Source organism: Streptomyces atratus, assembly GCF_014648655.1.
Lineage (GTDB): Bacteria > Actinomycetota > Actinomycetes > Streptomycetales > Streptomycetaceae > Streptomyces > Streptomyces atratus.
Genome location: NZ_BMRN01000007.1, coordinates 22,155 through 39,664 on the forward strand (window position 1 = coordinate 22,155; position 17,510 = coordinate 39,664).

A 17,510-nucleotide genomic window follows, 5' to 3' on the forward strand; every position below is an offset into this window, starting at 1 on the left:
CAACGGATTCAGGCGCGTCGGTATCCGGACACGGGGAGGGGCGATTCGGCGGCGTGCCCCGTTGCCGCGGGGCTGGGGTCGATTTATCGTCCCAGCACGATTCGCGTGCAAGATCACAATATGTGAAGGGGCCGCGGCCATGGTGGCGAAGAAGACCGCCGCGAAGAAGTCGGCGTCAGCGAGATCCACGGGTGCGGCGGCCGGGAGGACGAGCGGAGAGGCGGGTTCGCAGAGCGGTTCGCAGGCGGGTGCGGAGTCGGCGGATGCAGAGACCGGCCCGACGGCAGCGGCCGTGAAAAAGGCGGCTGCGAAGAAGACCGCAGCCCGGAAGCGGGTGGCGCCCGCCGAGCACGCGGCACAGGCCAAGAAGGCACCTGCGAAGAAGAGCGCGGTCAAGAAGGCTTCGAAGAAGGCCGCTGCGGCGGCCACGGTGGCGGCCGAGTCCGCCGAGCAGACGGGAGCCCACACGGTGGTAGCCAAGAAGAGCGCGGCCCGGACCCGCACGGCCGGCAAGGGCGCGGCGCCCGTGCCCCCGGCCCGGGCAGTCGCCACGACAGCCCCGGGCGAGCTGGCGGTCCGGCCGGGTGAGGATCCCTGGACGCCGGAAGAGGTCGAAGAGGCACGGGCCGTGCTGAGCAGCGAGATCATGCGGCTGCGCAGTGAGCTGGAGGCCGCGAGTGCCGCACTCGCCGGGCTGATGCGCGACTCCGGCGACGGGGCGGGTGACGACGAGGCGGACACCGGCACCAAGAACATCACCCGCGAGCACGAGATGTCGCTCGCCGCCAACGCCCAGGAGATGCTGGACCAGACCGAGCGGGCCCTGGCCCGGCTCGACGCCGGGACGTACGGACTGTGCGAGGTCTGCGGCAATCCGATCGGCAAGGCGCGGATGCAGGCGTTCCCCCGCGCCACGCTCTGCGTCGAGGACAAACAGAAGCAGGAGCGCCGCGGTTGATCCGTGGCTGTGTGTCGTACCCTCGTCCTCAGTCAGGAACCTAGGTTGAGGGACTCACGTGGCAGAGGCGGAGCGCATCATCGGTACGCCGGACATCCCCGATGCTGAGGGGACCGAAGGGGACGAGGCCGAGAACCGGGTCGAGGAGACGGCCCCGAGCAGGGGCAAGCGGAGAATCATGGTGCTTTTCGCCGTGGCCGTCTTCGCCTATCTGCTCGACCTGATCAGCAAGATGATCGTGGTCGCGAAGCTGGAACACCACCCGCCGGTCGAGATCGTCGGCGACTGGCTGAAGCTCGACGCGATCCGTAACGCGGGCGCCGCGTTCGGCATCGGTGAGGCCTTCACGATCATCTTCACCTTCATCGCGGCGACCGTCATCGTCGTGATCGCCCGCCTCGCCCGCAAGCTCTACAGCCTGCCGTGGGCCATCGCGCTCGGCCTGCTGCTCGGCGGTGCGCTCGGTAATCTCACCGACCGCATCTTCCGCGCTCCCGGCGCCTTCGAGGGCGCGGTGGTGGACTTCATCGCCCCCGCGCACTTCGCCGTCTTCAACCTTGCCGACTCCGCGATCGTCTGCGGCGGCATCCTGATCGTGATCCTTTCCTTCAAGGGCCTGGACCCCGACGGGACCGTGCACAAGGACTAGCGGGCGCAAGGCATACTCGACAGGTGAGTACGTATCCCGAGGTCCGCACCCTGCCCGTACCCGACGGTCTGGAAGGCGAGCGTGTCGACGCCGTCATTTCCCGGATGTTCGGTTTCTCCCGCACCCGGGCCGCCGACCTGGCCGCTGCCGGGAAGGTGCAGGTGGACGGCGCGGTGGTCGGGAAGTCCGAGCGGGTACGGGGCGGTGCCTGGCTGGAAGTGGAGATGCCGCAGGCGCCCGCTCCGGTGCAGATCGTCGCCGAGCCCGTCGAGGGCATGGAGATCGTGCACGACGACGACGACATCGTCGTGATCGTGAAGCCGGTCGGGGTCGCCGCCCACCCGAGCCCCGGCTGGACCGGCACGACCGTCATCGGCGGTCTCGCCGCGGCCGGGTACCGGATCTCGACGTCCGGCGCCGCCGAGCGCCAGGGCATCGTCCACCGCCTCGACGTCGGCACCTCCGGCCTGATGGTCGTCGCCAAGTCCGAGCGGGCCTACACCCTGCTGAAGGCCCAGTTCCGCGACCGGGTCGTCGAGAAGAAGTACCACGCGCTGGTACAGGGCCACCCGGACCCGATGAGCGGCACCATCGACGCCCCCATCGGGCGTCACCCCAACCTCGACTACAAGTGGGCCGTCACGGCCGAGGGCAAGCCCTCTGTGACGCACTACGACCTCATCGAGGCCTACCGGGCCGCCAGCCTCCTGGACATCAAGCTGGAGACGGGCCGCACCCACCAGATCCGGGTGCACATGTCCGCCCACCGCCACCCCTGCGTCGGTGACCTCACCTACGGCGCCGACCCGACGATGGCCAAGCGCCTCGGCCTGACGAGGCAGTGGCTGCACGCCGTCCGGCTCGGCTTCGAGCACCCGTCCGACGGCAGCTGGGTGGAGTTCTCCAGCAACTACCCGGACGACCTCCAGCAGGCCCTGGACAAGATCGCGGCGGAGAGTGAATGACCGGCACGTCCGCCCCGTACACCACCCGTACCGTCGTCGAGGAGCAGGACCGCGCCGCCTGTTTCCAGGTCCGCAAGGACGTCTTCGTCGGCGAGCAGAACGTGCCCGAGGAGATCGAGTACGACGCCTACGACGCTGACGCGGTGCATGTGATCGCCGTCGCGGCGGACGGCTCCGCGCTCGGTACCGGGCGGCTGCTGCACGGTCCGGCCGCCGTCGCCAAGACCGGTGGCGACCTCACCGTGGGCTCGCTCGGCAGGCTGGCGGTGACCAAGCGGGCGCGCGGTCTCGGCGTCGGCGCGGCGCTGGTCCGGGCCATTGAGGACGCGGCCCGTGAGCTCGGTCTGGCCGCCGTCGATCTGCACGCCCAGACCCATGCGCTCGGCTTCTACGAGCGGCTCGGGTATGTGGTGTACGGCCCCGAATTCCCGGACGCCGGGATCGCCCACCGGGCGATGCGCCGCGCTCTGTAGCAAGCGAACGAGTGCCGGGGGCCGCCCGGGCCGCACGGAGCGAGCGGCACCCCCGCATACGTCCGGGTCAGCCCGGCAGGCCCCAGCGTGTCCACGTCCCGTTCGACGGCACATCGCGCGGTCCCGTCCCGGGGCGGCGCGCGCCGTGCGGAGTGACCACCGCCGTGCCACCGCGCGGCAGGGCGACCGTGATCCGGCCCGGTCCGGCCTCCCGCCAGTGCAGCGGGCGCCCGTGCGCGTCCCGTACGTCGATCCGGCCCGCGACGGAGTGGTCCAGGGTCAGCGGGGCGCCCGCCTCGCTGTGTACCCGTACCCAGTGCGTGGCGCCGCCGGAGCGGTCCGCGTCCACGAGGAAGGCGCCCTGGGTGCGCAGTGACGCGATCGACGCGTCCGCCCAGCGGTCCGAGACGGACGGGAAGACCTTCACCACCCCCTCGTGGCCCTGCACCACCATGTCGAGCATCGACTGGGCGGCGGACAGCGGGCTCTCCAGGGCGAGGTTCTTGCCCTCCCGGTACATCGTGTTGACGGTCATCTGGCAGTCCGAGACCACCTTCAGATCGGTGAAGAAGGTCAGGAAGTCGAGGGCCTTCTCCGGCTCGTCCATCACCGAGTACATGGACGAGGCGGTGGCGTAGCTGTAGCCGTGCCACAGCTGCTGCATGGAGACCCAGTGGTTCATGGAGCGCTGCATCACATCGCGGTCCCCGGCCCGGTCCCAGTTCCGTTCGCGCAGCGGGTAGAGCCAGAGCAGATGCGAGTGGTGCCGGTGCGAGTCGGCGAGCGGGACGGCCTTGCCGATCACGACGCCGGCCGCCGGGTCCTCGGCGTACGGGGTGAGCCTTCGGTCGATGTCCTGCCAGTGCTTCAGCCGCGGATCGTTGTCGCGCAGCAGCTTCGCCGACGCATGGTCGGTCAGAGAGGCATATATCGAGGGGGTGTTGTCTGGATTCCGGGCCTTGCGTGGCAGGCTTGAAGTCCAGATCGACCGACCAAAGAGGTCGGCTCGCCGCGTTCCGGAAGGCGCCTCGTGGACCAAATGGCACTGCTCCTGCTGCTGTTGCTCGGAGCTGTGGTGACGGTGCCACTCGGGGAGCGTCTCGGACTGCCGGCGCCGGTGCTGATGACGCTCGCCGGAGTCGGCATGGCGTTCCTCAGCTTTGTGCCGAATGTGGACATCCCGCCCGAGATCATTCTTCCCGCGCTGCTGCCGCCGCTGCTCTACGCCTCCGTGCAGCGCACCTCCTGGCGGCAGTTCGCCGCCAATAAACGACCGATCTTTCTGCTGGCCGTGGCGCTGGTCTTCATCACGACGGCCGCCGTCGCCGCGGTCGCCAACGCGATCGTCCCCGGACTGCCCATCGCCGCCGCCGTGGCACTCGGCGCGCTCGTCGCCCCGCCCGACCCGGTCGCGGCGACGGCCGTCGCGGGCTCGGTCGGGCTGCCCCGCAGACTCGTCTCCATCCTGGAGGGCGAGGGGCTGTTCAACGATGTGACCGCGATCGTGCTGTACCACGTGGCGATCGCCGCCGCGGTGAGCGGCACGTTCTCGCTGCCGGAGGCGTTCGGGCTGCTGATCCTCTCCGCGGTCGTCGCCGTGGCGGTGGGTGTCGCGCTCGGCTGGATCACCATCAAACTCATGGGCCTGCTCGGCGATGCCACGCTCCAGGTCGGCCTCACCCTGCTGGTGCCGTTCGTCAGCTATGTCCTCGCGGAGGAGCTGATGGGGTCGGGTGTCCTCGCCGTCCTCACCACCGCGCTCTTTCTCGCCGAGCACACCGCCGACGCCGACGACGTCCTCGGGCGGCTCACCGGCCGTACCTTCTGGGAGATCGTCGACACCCTCGTCACCGGGATCGCCTTCGGGCTGATCGGCCTCGAACTGCACAACGTCTTCGGGACGGCCGACGGGCGCGAGCTCCAGATGCTCGGCTGGGGCCTGGCCGTCGTCGCGGTCGTCGTCGGCGTACGGCTGCTGTATCTGCTGCCCGCGACCTGGCTCGCCAAGCGGCTGCACACCCGGCGCGACGTCAGCGAGGAGATCCCCACCAGCTGGCGGGAGACCGTCGTCATGTGGTGGTCCGGGATGCGGGGAGTGGCCTCGGTCGCGCTGGCGCTCGCGATTCCGCTGAAGACGGACGACGGGAAGCCGTTCCCGGGCCGTGACGAGATCGTCTTCATCGCCTTCGCCGTGATCATGGCCACGCTTGTCGTCCAGGGACTCACCCTGCCGTGGCTGGTCCGCAAGCTACGGGTCCGGGCGGACACGGACGCCGAGGAGGCGCTGGAGAAGGACCTCGCGATCCGCGCCGCGAAGGCCGCGAAGCAGCGGCTCAAGGAGATCCGGGAGGTCGAGGAGTTCCCGGACGAGGTCGCGGAGCGGCTGCAGCGGCTGGCGTACGACGTGGGGGCGCGGATCAGCCCCGACATGGTCGACGACGAGCGCCGCGAGGCGTACGCGAAGCGCGCCGAACGCTTCAAGGCGATCAACCGCGTCCAGCGCGAAATGATGTCGGCCGCCCGCCACGCGGTGCTCTCGGCCCGCAACGAGGCGGGCACGGACCCGGAGGTCGTCGACCGGGTGCTGCGGCAGCTGGACGTACGCAGCCTGCGGTGACGAGGCGCCGCGCCCGGTCAGCCGCGTCCCGTGCGGGGGGACTTGTCCCAGCCCGTCGGCTTCTCGTCCGTGGGGTGGGGCGAGTTGGGCCACTCGTCGCCCGGCGGAAGCGTCGCGGGCGCCGTCGCGATCCTCGGCAGTGCGTACGGATGGTGGTCGCGCAGCCAGCCGATGAGCTGCTCCCGCACGGCACAGCGCACCGTCCAGATGTCGTCCGCGTCCTTCGCGGTGACGACCGCGCGGACCTGGATCGTCGACGGTGTGGTGTCCGTGACCGCCAGGGACCAATTGCGGCCGTCCCAGGCGGCGCACTCGCCCAGGATGTCCCGCAGCCGGTCACGCATCGCCGCGACCGGGGCCGAGTGGTCGAGATGGAAGAAGACCGAGCCGGTCATCTGGGCGCCGCCGCGCGACCAGTTCTCGAACGGTTTGCTGGTGAAGTACGAGACCGGCATCGTGATCCGCCGCTCGTCCCAGGTCCGTACCGCGAGGAAGGTCAGCGTGATCTCCTCGATCGTGCCCCACTCGCCGTCCACCACTACCGTGTCGCCGATCCGCACCATGTCGCCGAAGGCGATCTGCAACCCCGCGAAGAGATTGCCGAGCGTCGACTGGGCCGCGATGCCCGCGACGATGCCGAGCACACCGGCCGAGGCCAGCATCGAGGTGCCGAACGTCCGCATCGCCGGGAACGTCAGCAGCATCGCGCCGACGGCGACGGTCGCCACGATCGCGGTGACCACCCGCTGGATCAGTGTCACCTGTGTACGGACCCGCCGCACCCGTGCCGGATCGCGGGTGCTCGCCGCGTACCGGGCGTAGACGGAGTCGACGACGGCCGCCGCGATCCGCACCATCAGCCAGGCCGACGTCCCGATCAGCACCAGAGTCAGGACCTGGCCGATCCCGGCCCCGTGGTCCCTGACGAGTTCGAGCCGGGTGTGGGTGTACGTGCCCCGCAGCAGCGCCGTGCACAGGGTCAGCTGCAGCGGAATCCGGCAGCGCCGCAGCAGACCCCACAGCGGTGTCTCGTGGTGCCGGCGGTCGGCCCGTCTGAGCAGCAGATCGACCAGCCAGCCGACCAGCAGCGTGATCACGACCGAGCCGCCGACGACGATCAGCGGACGCAGCACGATCTCCATCCTGTCGTTCTCCATGCTCCCGACCGTAGCTGGCACCATTGGCCTCATGAACATCATGCTTTTCCACTCGACGTACGGTCTGCGCCCCGCGGTGCACGCGGCCGCCCACCGGCTGCGCGCCGCCGGGCACGAGGTGCAGGTGCCCGATCTCTTCGAGGGGCACACCTTCGAAACCGTCGAGGAAGGCATGGCCTTCAAGGAAGAGGTGGGCAAGGACGAGTTGCTCAGGAGGGCAGTACTGGCCGCCGCGCCCTACTCCGACCGGGGCCTGGTGTACGCGGGATTCTCCTTCGGGGCGTCCACCGCGCAGACCCTGGCGCTCGGTGATGAGAAGGCGCGCGGTCTGCTGCTGTTCCACGGAACCTCGGACATCGCCGAGAACGCCACGGTGGACGAGCTGCCCGTACAGCTGCATGTCGCGGACCCGGACCCGTTCGAGACGCACGACTGGCTGAACTCCTGGTATCTGCAGATGCAGCGGACCGGTGCCGATGTCGAGGTCTACCGCTATCCGGGCGCGGGTCATCTCTTCACGGACCCCGAACTGCCGGACCACGACGCGGCATCGGCCGAGCTGGCCTGGAAGGTCGCACTCGGCTTCCTCGCCACGCTGTGACCGCGTGAAGGGCCCCGCGCGTCGCGGGGCCCTTCGGACGGACGGGCGGATCAGCCCCGGTAGGCGATCCAGCTGTCGCTCATCCGCTGCACCTGGCCCGAGGTGAACTGGTACATGCAGGAGTCGTACGTGTAGTCCATGAAGTTGTGGATCGGGTCGACCCCTGTCTTGTTGGTGCAGGTGTCGCGCCCGGTCGGGCAGGCGTACGCGGGGCTCGCTTCAGCCGCAGTGTCGGCCACGTAGTCGCCGTTGCCGTTACAGCCGCCCTGGAAGGTGTGGTAGAGCCCCATCCAGTGGCCGACCTCGTGGGTGGCGGTGTCGCCCTCGTTGTAGTTGGTGGCGGAGCCGCCGGGCAGAGAGGCGTCGAGCATGACGACGCCGTCGTCGGAGGGGTTGGACTTGTAGGAGCTGGGGAAGGTGGCCCAGCCCAGCAGGCCGCCGCCGAGGTTGGCGGTGTAGATGTTGAGCGCGTTGGCCCCGCCCTTGCGCAGCGTCGACTTCATGGCCTTCTCGGCGGAGGAGCCCGGCGAGACGCCGTTGTACCAGGAACTGTTGTCCGTGTAGTCCGTGCCGGCCAGCGAGAACTGGAAGCCGGAGTTGGTGTTGCCGCTGCCCTGGCCGCCGTAGGCGGCGTTCAGGACGCTCATCTGGCTGCTGATGGCGGACGCGCTGAGCTTGCCGGTCGTTCCGGAGTGCACCACGTGGAAGTACACCGGGATGGTGGCGCCCGCGGCGAGCGTGGAGCCGCTGACCCGGCGGTCCGCGAGTCTCTCCTTGAGCTGCGTGTCCATGGCCTTGGCCTGGGCCGCGGTGAGTTCGTTGGGGTCCGCGGCGTGCTTGGTGCCCGAGGGGCGGGCCTCGCGCGCGGTGGCGGAGGTGCTCGCCTCGCTCGCGCACTTCTCGGCGGATGCGACTGATGCGGCGGATGCCGAGGAGGTGGACGTCTTCGCGGCGGCGGAGCCGGTGGACGCGGAGAGCGGTGCCAGGGCCAGGGTTCCGGCCAGGACGGCGGTGCCGATCGCACGGTTACGTATACGCGGCGATATACGGGCAAGAGCGCGCACAGGGACTCCTCGCGGATGTGTGGGGGAGGGATTTCCTCACCCGCCGCCCGGAGATTACGTGCGCATGTCAGATCTTGAGGAGAATCGATCAAGCCCAATCAATCGTTGGGCAAACCGGGGAAACGGGAAGAAATAATTCTGTGCGTTCCAGAGTTTGAGACGCGGACTTAACGTCCCGCGTTACCCCGGCGGGCGGTGTGTCCCCATTGGAGTCGGGAGGTACGCCACCCGCCGTAGCGATGTAATGCGGCGTCAACATGGACTGCGGTGGCTGAAAACAGACCCTCAGTGCACCGGGCGGTCCACCCGCTCGACCTTCTGCGTCCCACTGAGTGTCCGGTACGAACGCGTCCAGGCGGAGGTCGCGTCCCTTTTCGTCTTGTCGGAGACCGCGTAGTAGTCCATCTGCGAGCGCTCGGCGGTCACATCGAGGACGCCGTAGCCGTGCGAGTCCATGTCCACCCACTTCACGTGGCGGTTGGCGGCCTTGACCGCCGCGGCAGCCACCACCGAGACGGTCTGCGGCGCGACATGCAGGATGTCGTCGAGATTGTCCGACGTCACCGACGTCACCACGAACTCGGTGGCGGCCGACGCCGAGAGCGGATACGTCGCCGCCTTCACCGGTACGTCATTGGCCCACGCCATGTGGATGTCGCCGGTCAGGAAGACCGTGTTGGTGATCGACCGGTCCCGCAGATGCGCGATCAGCTCCTTGCGGTCGTCCGTGTAGCCGTCCCACTGGTCGACATTGACGGCAAGGCCCTCCGTGGGCAGCCCCAGCAACTCGGCCAGCGGCTCCAGTAGATGCGCGGGTACGGAACCGAACGCGACCGGTGAGATCATCACCGACGTACCGACCAGCTTCCAGGTGGCGTCCGAGCCGGCCAGGCCCGACTTCAGCCAGTCCAGCTGCGCCCGGCCGGTGATCGTGCGATCCGGGGCGTCGACCGAGCCGTTGCCGATCGTGGACTGCTGGGAGCGGAAGGTGCGCAGATCGAGGAGGTGCAGATCGGCCAGGTTGCCGAAGCGCAGCCGCCGGTGGACGGTGCCCTCGGTGGAGGCGCGGACCGGCATCCACTCGAAGTACGCCTGCTTGGCGCCCGCGGCCCGGTCGGCCCAGGAGCCCTCCGTGCCCGGCGTGTGGTTCTCGGCCCCGCCCGACCAGGCGTCGTTGGCGAACTCGTGGTCGTCCCAGATCGCGATCAACGGGTGGGTGGCGTGCAGGGCCTGGAGGTCGGAGTCCGTCTTGTAGTTGCCGTGCCGGGTGCGGTAGTCGGCAAGGGTCAGGATCTCGTGCTTCGGCTCGTGCGGCCGTACGACGTACTCGGCGTCCGGGTAACTGCCGGACGCGTACTCGTAGATGTAGTCGCCGAGATGCAGCACCGCGTCGAGATCGGCGCGGGCGGCGAGATGCCGGTACGGGGAGAAGAACCCGGACTCCCAGTTGGCGCACGACACCACCCCGAAGCGCACACCGGGCGTGGCAGCTCCGGCCGCCGGCGCGGTACGGGTGCGGCCCGTCGGCGAGAAGGTTCCCGTACCGTCGCCCGCCGAGAAGCGGAACCAGTAGGTGGTGGCCGGGCGCAGACCTCGCACATCGGCCTTGACGGTGTGGTCGGAAGCGGCCGTTGCGACGGTCGTTCCCCGGGCGACGACCCGGGTGAACTCCTTGTCCTCGGCGACCTCCCAGCGCACCGCCGTATCGGCGCCACGGCCTGAGCCGGGCACGGCGTCGGGGGCCGGGGTGACGCGGGTCCACAGGAGTATGCCGTCGGGGAGGGGGTCGCCGGAGGCGATGCCGTGCAGGAAGGCGGGCCCGTCCGCGGCACGCGCGGTGGTGGCGGCGCCGAGCACGGGGGCGGCGACGGCGGTGGCGGCAGCGGCCTTGACGACCGTGCGGCGGCTGGGGCCGGATATCGGCGGAGAAAGGTGTCGACTGGTCACGGAGGAGAACCCTACTGACCGGTACAGCGAACGGGCAGGCGAATGAAGGAAGTTCGCCTGCCCGTCGGAGAGCCGCTGTCGGGAGTTTGCCGCTAGCCCTTCAGGGCGGCGGTGATCGCGGTGTTGAACTCGGCCACCGTCATTGGCGCGTTCTTGCCGTCCGAGCCGGTGAGCGGCTTGCCGTCCATCTTCAGCGTCGGGGTGCCCCTCACGCCGCTCTTCTCGAAGGCCCCGGACATCTTCATCGCCCAGCTGTCGTACGTACCGTCCTTGACGTCCTTCTGGAACGCCTTGTTGCCCTTCAGGGCCTCGACCGTGTCGGCGATCTTGATCAGGTACGCGTCGTCCTTGAACTTGTCGTCGGTCTCCTCCGGGTGGAACTTCGGGGAGTAGAGCGCGGACTTGTAGTCGAGGAAGGCCTGCGGGCTGACATTGAGTGCGGCGCCGAGCGCGCTCAGTGCGTTCTTGGAACCCACGCCGTTGATGGAGTTGTCACCGTCGATGAACGTGGCACCGATGTACTTGATCTTGTACTTTCCGGCGTCGACGTCCTTGTGCATCGTCTCGCCGACGGCCTGCTCGAGCGTGCCGCAGATCGGGCAGCGCGAGTCCTCGTACAGCTCCAGGGTCTTCTTGGCGGTCGACTTGCCGATGACGACGGTCGTGCCGTTGTCGCCCGAGGTGTTCTTGGGCGCCGTGACGTTCTTCGCGTCCTTGGCCGCCTCCCAGTGGGACGGCTTGTTCAGCTGCATGACGCCCCAGGCGGCGGCACCCACGACGGCCAGGACGCCGACGATCGAGACGCCGACGATGATCTGCCGACGGGTCTTGTCCTTCTTAACCTGGCGCTCGCGCTCGGCACGCAGCCGCTCGCGGGCCGCCGACTTGTTGGCCTGGCTGTTGCGCTTGCTCATGTCCGTATCTCCATGGGTGTGAGGGGTGTGTCGTCGGGGATGTGCGTGCTCAGGCGATGGCGCATGCCGAGCGCGGCGGTCCCCTTCGTCCCACGGAGTGCACGAGCAGACGGGCGTGTACGAGCAGGTGCGGGCCGCCTCCGGCGGGGCGCACCCTGCGGCGTACGGAGCGGCGAACCGTACCCACCACGGCGACCGCGATCAGCAGCGGCCGGAACGCCAGGGCGGCGACCGCGCCCAGCAGGCCGACGAGCGCGGACTCGCCGCGCCGCAGCCAGGCCGCGGCGAGCAGACCGACCGTCACGTGGGCGGCGAGCAGCAGCCATGGCACCGCCGGGCCCGGGGAGGCCAGCAGCGCGGCCGCCGTGTGTCCGCCGCCGGTCACCGAGGTGAGCGGCGTGCCGACGTCACCGACCTGGTGCGCGCCGGCACCGATGTCACCGCCGCCGCACAGCACATCGACGCCGACCGAGCGCAACGGCCCCGCGATCGGGCCGCCTGCCGCGCCGTAACAGAGGTGTTGGCCGGTGGTGAACACGGTGTCGGCGGCCAGTTCCAGCGGGACCAGCAGTCCGGCGATCGCTCCGAAGCCGCGCTCCTGGCCGGCCAGCGCGTACGCCACGGCGAAGACCACGCCGGCCAGCAGGGCGACGACGGTCAGTGGCAGCGAGACCTGGGAGAGCAGCACATGGGACGCAGCGGAGAGCGTCACGACGAGCGCCGTGAAGAGCGCCGCGCGAACGACTCTGAGCTGCGTCCCGGATATGTCCATCGTTGAGGAGTGTCGCATGCGCACCTGTGAGCGACCCTTGAAGGGGCCCGGTTGCGTGCGGAGCTCTACAGCCCCGGGATGCGGCCGTTGCGGAAAAGATCCACAAAGATCTGGTGGTCGGCGCGGGCCCGGGCGCCGTAGCTGTGGGCGAAGTCCACCAGCAGGTCGGCGAAGCCCTCCTCGTCCACCGCGATCGCCGCGTCGATCGCCCGCTCGGTGGAGAACGGCACCAGCGAGTGGCCGCTCTCGTCGTCCGCCGCGGAGTGCATCGTCGCCGTTGCCCGGCCGAGGTCGGCGACGACCGCGGCAATCTCCTCCGGCTCGTCGATGTCGGACCAGTCCAGATCGACCGCGTACGGAGACACCTCGGCGACCAGCTGTCCGGCCCCGTCCAGCTCGGTCCAGCCGAGCCACGGGTCGGCGTGTGCCTGCAGGGCGCGCTGTGAGATGACCGTGCGGTGGCCCTCGTGCTGGAAGTACTCGCGCACGGCCGCGTCGGTGATGTGCCGGGAGACTGCGGGGGTCTGCGCCTGCTTGAGATAGATCACCACATCGTTCTCCAGGGCGTCGCTGTTGCCCTCCAGAAGGATGTTGTACGAGGGCAGCCCGGCCGAACCGATACCGATGCCACGACGGCCGACGACATCCTTCACCCGGTACGAGTCGGGGCGGGTCAGGCTCGACTCCGGCAGCGTCTCCAGATAGCCGTCGAAGGCGGCCAGCACCTTGTAGCGCGTCGCCGCGTCCAGGTCGATCGAGCCGCCGCCCGCCGCGAACCGGCGCTCGAAGTCCCGGATCTCCGTCATCGAGTCCAGCAGCGAGAATCGGGTCAGCGACCGGGCGTCGCGCAGCGCGTCCAGCAGCGGGCCCTGTGCCGTGTCCAACGTGAAGGGCGGTACCTCGTCGTTCTTCGCGCCCGTCGCCAGTGCGTGGATCCGCTCACGGTAGGCCGCCGCGTAGATACGGACCAGCTCGGTGATCTGGCCGTCACCCAGCGCCTTCGCGTACCCGATCAGCGCGACGGAGGCGGCGAACCGCTTGAGGTCCCAGGTGAAGGGGGCTACGAAGGCTTCATCGAAGTCGTTCACATTGAAGACAAGGCGGCCATTGGAATCCATGTACGTGCCGAAGTTCTCAGCGTGCAGATCGCCGTGCACCCACACCCTGCTGGTTCGCTCGTCCAGATAGGGGTCCGCGCTCCTCGTCGAGCTGAGATCGGCGTAATACAGGCAGGCCGTGCCCCTGTAGAACGCGAACGGTGATGCGGCCATCTTGCGGAACTTGACCCGGAAGGCTGTCGGGTCTGCGGCCAGGAGCTCTCCGAAGGCAGTCTCGAAGACCGCAAGGATCTGTTCCTCGCGCTCAGTGTCCGAGACTTCGAAAGTGCTGCGCATTGCCGGCCTGCTTCCTTCGTTGATGACAGGGCCATCCTGTCTGCCCTCCTGCTGAGAACGCCGGAGGCGCCGCATCAGTGCCCGGACCCGGAAAGTGCCCGGTGGGTGGGAAATGCGCGCGGCCGCACAGTCGATGTGGGACGCCTGGAATGTGGTCTCCCGAGGAGCGTGGAAGTCACCTGGCCGGCTGCCGGGTTCGTGCCGTGGTCAGCTCGCCGCCACGCCCACGTGCGAGGGTGGAGGCTGCTGGCCGCTGCGTCTGTGATCTCGGCAACCTCATTGTTTTCGACGGTGCGCGGTCGGAGTGACAGGCCGCCGAGTACCGGTGTCGCGACGTAGACTTCCACGCTGTCCCCCTCACCCGCCCTGTTCGCCCGGAGGCCACAAACCGTGTCGTCGAAGCCGCCCTTTACGCACCTTCACGTCCACACCCAGTACTCGCTGCTGGACGGTGCCGCGCGGCTCAAGGACATGTTCGCTGCCTGCAATGAAATGGGCATGTCGCACATCGCGATGACGGACCACGGCAACCTGCACGGTGCCTACGACTTCTTCCACTCGGCGCAGAAGGCGGGCGTGACACCGATCATCGGGATCGAGGCGTACGTCGCTCCGGAATCGCGCAAGCACAAGCGGAAGATCCAGTGGGGCCAGCCGCACCAGAAGCGCGACGACGTCTCGGGTTCGGGTGGTTACACCCACAAGACGATCTGGGCGGCGAACAGCACCGGGCTGCACAACCTCTTCAAGCTGTCCTCGGATGCGTACGCCGAGGGCTGGCTGCAGAAGTGGCCGCGCATGGACAAGGAGACCATCGCCCAGTGGTCCGAGGGCCTGATCGCGTCCACCGGCTGCCCCTCGGGCGAGGTGCAGACCCGGCTGCGGCTCGGCCAGTTCGACGAGGCGGTCCAGGCCGCCTCCGACTACAAGGACATCTTCGGTGAGGGCAAGTACTTCCTGGAGCTGATGGACCACGGCATCGAGATCGAGCGCCGGGTCCGTGACGGGCTCCTCGAAATCGGCAGGAAGCTGAACATCCCGCCGCTGGTGACCAACGACTCGCACTACACGTACGCCAGCGAGGCCACCGCGCACGACGCCCTCCTCTGCATCCAGACCGGCAAGAACCTCTCCGACCCGGACCGCTTCCGCTTCGACGGCACCGGCTACTACCTCAAGACGACCGACGAGATGTACGCCGTCGACTCCTCCGACGCCTGGCAGGAGGGCTGCGCCAACACCCTGCTGGTCGCGCAGCAGATCGACACCACCGGCATGTTCGAGAAGCGCGACCTGATGCCGAAGTTCGACATCCCGGACGGCTACACGGAGATCACCTGGTTCCAGGAAGAGGTCCGCGTCGGCATGAACCGGCGCTTCCCGGGAGGTGTCCCCGAGGACCGGCAGAAGCAGGTCGAGTACGAGATGGACATCATCATCCAGATGGGGTTCCCGGGGTACTTCCTGGTCGTCGCCGACTTCATCATGTGGGCGAAGAACAACGGCATCGCGGTCGGCCCCGGCCGAGGCTCCGCCGCCGGTTCGATCGTGGCGTACGCGATGGGCATCACCGACCTCGACCCGATCGAGCACGGGCTGATCTTCGAGCGGTTCCTCAACCCCGAGCGCGTCTCCATGCCCGACGTCGACATCGACTTCGACGAGCGTCGGCGCGTCGAAGTGATCAGGTACGTGACGGAGAAGTACGGCGCCGACAAGGTCGCCATGATCGGCACGTACGGAAAGATCAAGGCGAAGAACGCCATCAAGGACTCCGCCCGGGTCCTCGGCTACCCGTACGCGATGGGCGACCGGCTCACCAAGGCCATGCCCGCCGACGTCCTCGGCAAGGGCATCGACCTCAACGGCATCACCGACCCCAAGCACCCGCGCTACAGCGAGGCGGGCGAGATCCGGGGGATGTACGAGAACGAGCCGGACGTCAAGAAGGTCATCGACACCGCGAAGGGCGTCGAGGGCCTGGTCCGGCAGATGGGCGTGCACGCCGCCGGCGTCATCATGTCCAGCGAGCCGATCGTCGACCACGCGCCGATCTGGGTGCGGCACACCGACGGCGTCACCATCACGCAGTGGGACTACCCGCAGTGCGAGTCGCTCGGCCTGCTGAAGATGGACTTCCTCGGCCTGCGAAACCTCACCATCATGGACGACGCCGTGAAGATGGTGGAGTCCAACAAGGGCGTCAAGCTGGACCTGCTCGGCCTCCCGCTGGACGACCCCAAGACGTACGAGATGCTCTGCCGCGGTGACACGCTCGGCGTGTTCCAGTTCGACGGCGGTCCGATGCGCTCCCTGCTGCGCCAGATGCAGCCCGACAACTTCGAGGACATTTCCGCCGTCTCGGCCCTGTACCGGCCGGGCCCGATGGGCATGAACTCGCACACGAACTACGCCGAGCGCAAGAACGGCCGCCAGGAGATCACCCCGATCCACCCGGAGCTGGAGGAGCCCCTCAAGGAGGTCCTCGGCCTCACCTACGGCCTCATCGTGTACCAGGAGCAGGTGCAGAAGGCCGCCCAGATCGTCGCCGGCTACTCGCTCGGCGAGGCCGACATCCTGCGCCGCGTGATGGGCAAGAAGAAGCCCGAGGAGCTGGCGAAGAACTTCGTCCTCTTCGAGGCGGGCGCCAAGGAGAAGGGCTTCTCCGACGCCGCGATCAAGGCCCTGTGGGACGTGCTGGTCCCGTTCGCCGGATACGCGTTCAACAAGGCGCACTCCTCCGCGTACGGCCTGGTCACCTACTGGACCGCGTACCTCAAGGCGAACTACCCCGCCGAGTACATGGCGGCGCTGCTGACCTCGGTCAAGGACGACAAGGACAAGTCGGCCGTCTACCTCAACGAGTGCCGTCGCATGGGCATCAAGGTGCTGCCGCCCAATGTGAACGAGTCCCTGTCGAACTTCGCCGCGCAGGGCGACGACGTGATCCTCTTCGGCCTCACGGCCGTCCGGAACGTGGGTCAGAACGTCGTCGATTCGATCATCCGGTGCCGCAAGGCGAAGGGGAAGTACAGCAGCTTCCCCGACTTCCTGGACAAGGTCGAGGCAGTCGTCTGCAACAAGCGCACCGTCGAATCGCTGATCAAGGCCGGCGCCTTCGACGAGATGGGCCACACCCGCAAGGGCCTGGTCGCCCACCACGAGCCGATGATCGACAACGTGGTGCAGGTCAAGCGCAAGGAGGCCGAGGGCCAGTTCGACCTCTTCGGCGGCATGGGCGAGGAGGAGAGCGACGAGCCGGGCTTCGGGCTCGACGTGGAGTTCTCCGACATCGAGTGGGAGAAGTCCTACCTGCTGGCCCAGGAGCGCGAGATGCTCGGCCTGTACGTCTCCGACCACCCGCTCTTCGGTCTGGAACACGTGCTGTCCGACAAGGCCGACTCCTCGATCTCCCAGCTGACCGGCGGGGAACACGCGGACGGCGCCATCGTCACCGTCGGCGGCATCATCTCCGGCCTCCAGCGCAAGATGACCAAGCAGGGCAACGCCTGGGCCATCGCCACCGTCGAGGACCTGGCCGGTTCCATCGAGTGCATGTTCTTCCCCGCCACCTACCAACTGGTCTCCACCCAGCTCGTCGAGGACACCGTCGTCTTCGTCAAGGGACGTCTCGACAAGCGGGAGGACGTGCCCCGGCTCGTCGCCATGGAGATGCAGGTCCCCGACATCTCGTCGGCCGGCACCAACGCGCCCGTGGTCCTGACCATCCCCACGGTCAAGATCACCCCGCCGATGGTCAGCCGCCTCGGCGAGGTCCTCAGCAACCACCGGGGCGACACCGAGGTGCGGATCAAGCTCCAGGGCCCCCGCAAGACCACGGTGCTCCGGCTCGACCGGCACCGGGTGAAGCCCGACCCGGCGCTCTTCGGCGACCTGAAGGTGCTGCTCGGGCCGTCCTGCCTGGCCGGCTGAGCCGGTTCACGGCCGACGTACGAGAGGGGCGCCCCGCGAAAGCGGGAGCGCCCCTCTCGGCCACCC

General features: G+C 68.6%; 14 protein-coding genes. 7 read left to right on the top strand and 7 right to left on the bottom strand.

What is annotated here, in order from left to right; all coding sequences use genetic code 11:
- Positions 1-139: 139 nt before the first annotated feature.
- The 4 genes from IEZ15_RS13975 to IEZ15_RS13990 are packed head-to-tail and all read left to right on the top strand — an operon-like array spanning position 140 to position 3,045.
- On the top strand, positions 140-958 hold the full coding sequence (locus IEZ15_RS13975) for a TraR/DksA family transcriptional regulator (protein ID WP_114244060.1): 819 nt from the start codon (positions 140-142) through the stop codon (positions 956-958).
- Between the two features lie 58 nt (positions 959-1,016).
- Complete coding sequence (gene lspA, locus IEZ15_RS13980; protein WP_114244059.1) at positions 1,017-1,607, top strand: signal peptidase II; 591 nt, start codon at positions 1,017-1,019, stop codon at positions 1,605-1,607.
- Positions 1,608-1,630: 23 nt separating this feature from the next.
- Positions 1,631-2,572: an RluA family pseudouridine synthase gene (locus IEZ15_RS13985; protein ID WP_189276952.1), complete on the top strand. Its 942-nt coding sequence runs from the start codon at positions 1,631-1,633 to the stop codon at positions 2,570-2,572.
- Positions 2,569-3,045: a GNAT family N-acetyltransferase gene (locus tag IEZ15_RS13990; protein ID WP_189276954.1), complete on the top strand. Its 477-nt coding sequence runs from the start codon at positions 2,569-2,571 to the stop codon at positions 3,043-3,045. The genes IEZ15_RS13985 and IEZ15_RS13990 overlap by 4 nt, the downstream gene beginning before the upstream one ends.
- Positions 3,046-3,112: 67 nt before the next feature.
- On the opposite strand, the gene IEZ15_RS13995 is transcribed toward IEZ15_RS13990, so the two are convergent.
- Complete coding sequence (locus tag IEZ15_RS13995) at positions 3,113-4,084, bottom strand: glycoside hydrolase family 95-like protein (protein WP_189276956.1); 972 nt, start codon at positions 4,082-4,084, stop codon at positions 3,113-3,115.
- Between IEZ15_RS13995 and IEZ15_RS14000 the strand changes: the two genes are divergently transcribed.
- Positions 4,076-5,662, top strand: coding sequence for a Na+/H+ antiporter (locus IEZ15_RS14000; RefSeq protein WP_114244055.1), 1,587 nt, complete (start codon positions 4,076-4,078; stop codon positions 5,660-5,662). The two genes, IEZ15_RS13995 and IEZ15_RS14000, sit on opposite strands and share 9 nt — an antisense overlap.
- A gap of 17 nt (positions 5,663-5,679) precedes the next feature.
- Here IEZ15_RS14000 and IEZ15_RS14005 read toward each other — a convergent pair whose 3' ends face one another.
- Positions 5,680-6,804: a mechanosensitive ion channel family protein gene (locus IEZ15_RS14005; protein ID WP_114244054.1), complete on the bottom strand. Its 1,125-nt coding sequence runs from the start codon at positions 6,802-6,804 to the stop codon at positions 5,680-5,682.
- Positions 6,805-6,850: 46 nt separating this feature from the next.
- On the opposite strand from IEZ15_RS14005, the gene IEZ15_RS14010 reads away from it, so the two are divergent.
- Positions 6,851-7,420, top strand: coding sequence for a dienelactone hydrolase family protein (locus IEZ15_RS14010; protein ID WP_114248937.1), 570 nt, complete (start codon positions 6,851-6,853; stop codon positions 7,418-7,420).
- A 50-nt stretch (positions 7,421-7,470) separates the two neighbouring features.
- Here IEZ15_RS14010 and IEZ15_RS14015 read toward each other — a convergent pair whose 3' ends face one another.
- The 5 genes from IEZ15_RS14015 to IEZ15_RS14035 form a co-directional block, all read right to left on the bottom strand.
- Complete coding sequence (locus IEZ15_RS14015) at positions 7,471-8,484, bottom strand: zinc metalloprotease (RefSeq protein ID WP_229845886.1); 1,014 nt, start codon at positions 8,482-8,484, stop codon at positions 7,471-7,473.
- 285 nt (positions 8,485-8,769) lie between these two features.
- Positions 8,770-10,431, bottom strand: coding sequence for an alkaline phosphatase D family protein (locus tag IEZ15_RS14020; protein ID WP_189276960.1), 1,662 nt, complete (start codon positions 10,429-10,431; stop codon positions 8,770-8,772).
- Between the two features lie 92 nt (positions 10,432-10,523).
- On the bottom strand, positions 10,524-11,345 hold the full coding sequence (locus IEZ15_RS14025; RefSeq protein WP_189276962.1) for a thioredoxin domain-containing protein: 822 nt from the start codon (positions 11,343-11,345) through the stop codon (positions 10,524-10,526).
- Between the two features lie 49 nt (positions 11,346-11,394).
- Entirely contained in the window at positions 11,395-12,117 is a 723-nt protein-coding gene (locus tag IEZ15_RS14030; protein WP_189276964.1) for a hypothetical protein, read from the bottom strand.
- Positions 12,118-12,182: 65 nt separating this feature from the next.
- Complete coding sequence (locus tag IEZ15_RS14035) at positions 12,183-13,511, bottom strand: DUF2252 domain-containing protein (protein ID WP_114244050.1); 1,329 nt, start codon at positions 13,509-13,511, stop codon at positions 12,183-12,185.
- Positions 13,512-13,901: 390 nt separating this feature from the next.
- Between IEZ15_RS14035 and dnaE the strand changes: the two genes are divergently transcribed.
- On the top strand, positions 13,902-17,444 hold the full coding sequence (dnaE, locus tag IEZ15_RS14040; RefSeq protein WP_114244049.1) for a DNA polymerase III subunit alpha: 3,543 nt from the start codon (positions 13,902-13,904) through the stop codon (positions 17,442-17,444).
- Positions 17,445-17,510 lie beyond the last annotated feature (66 nt).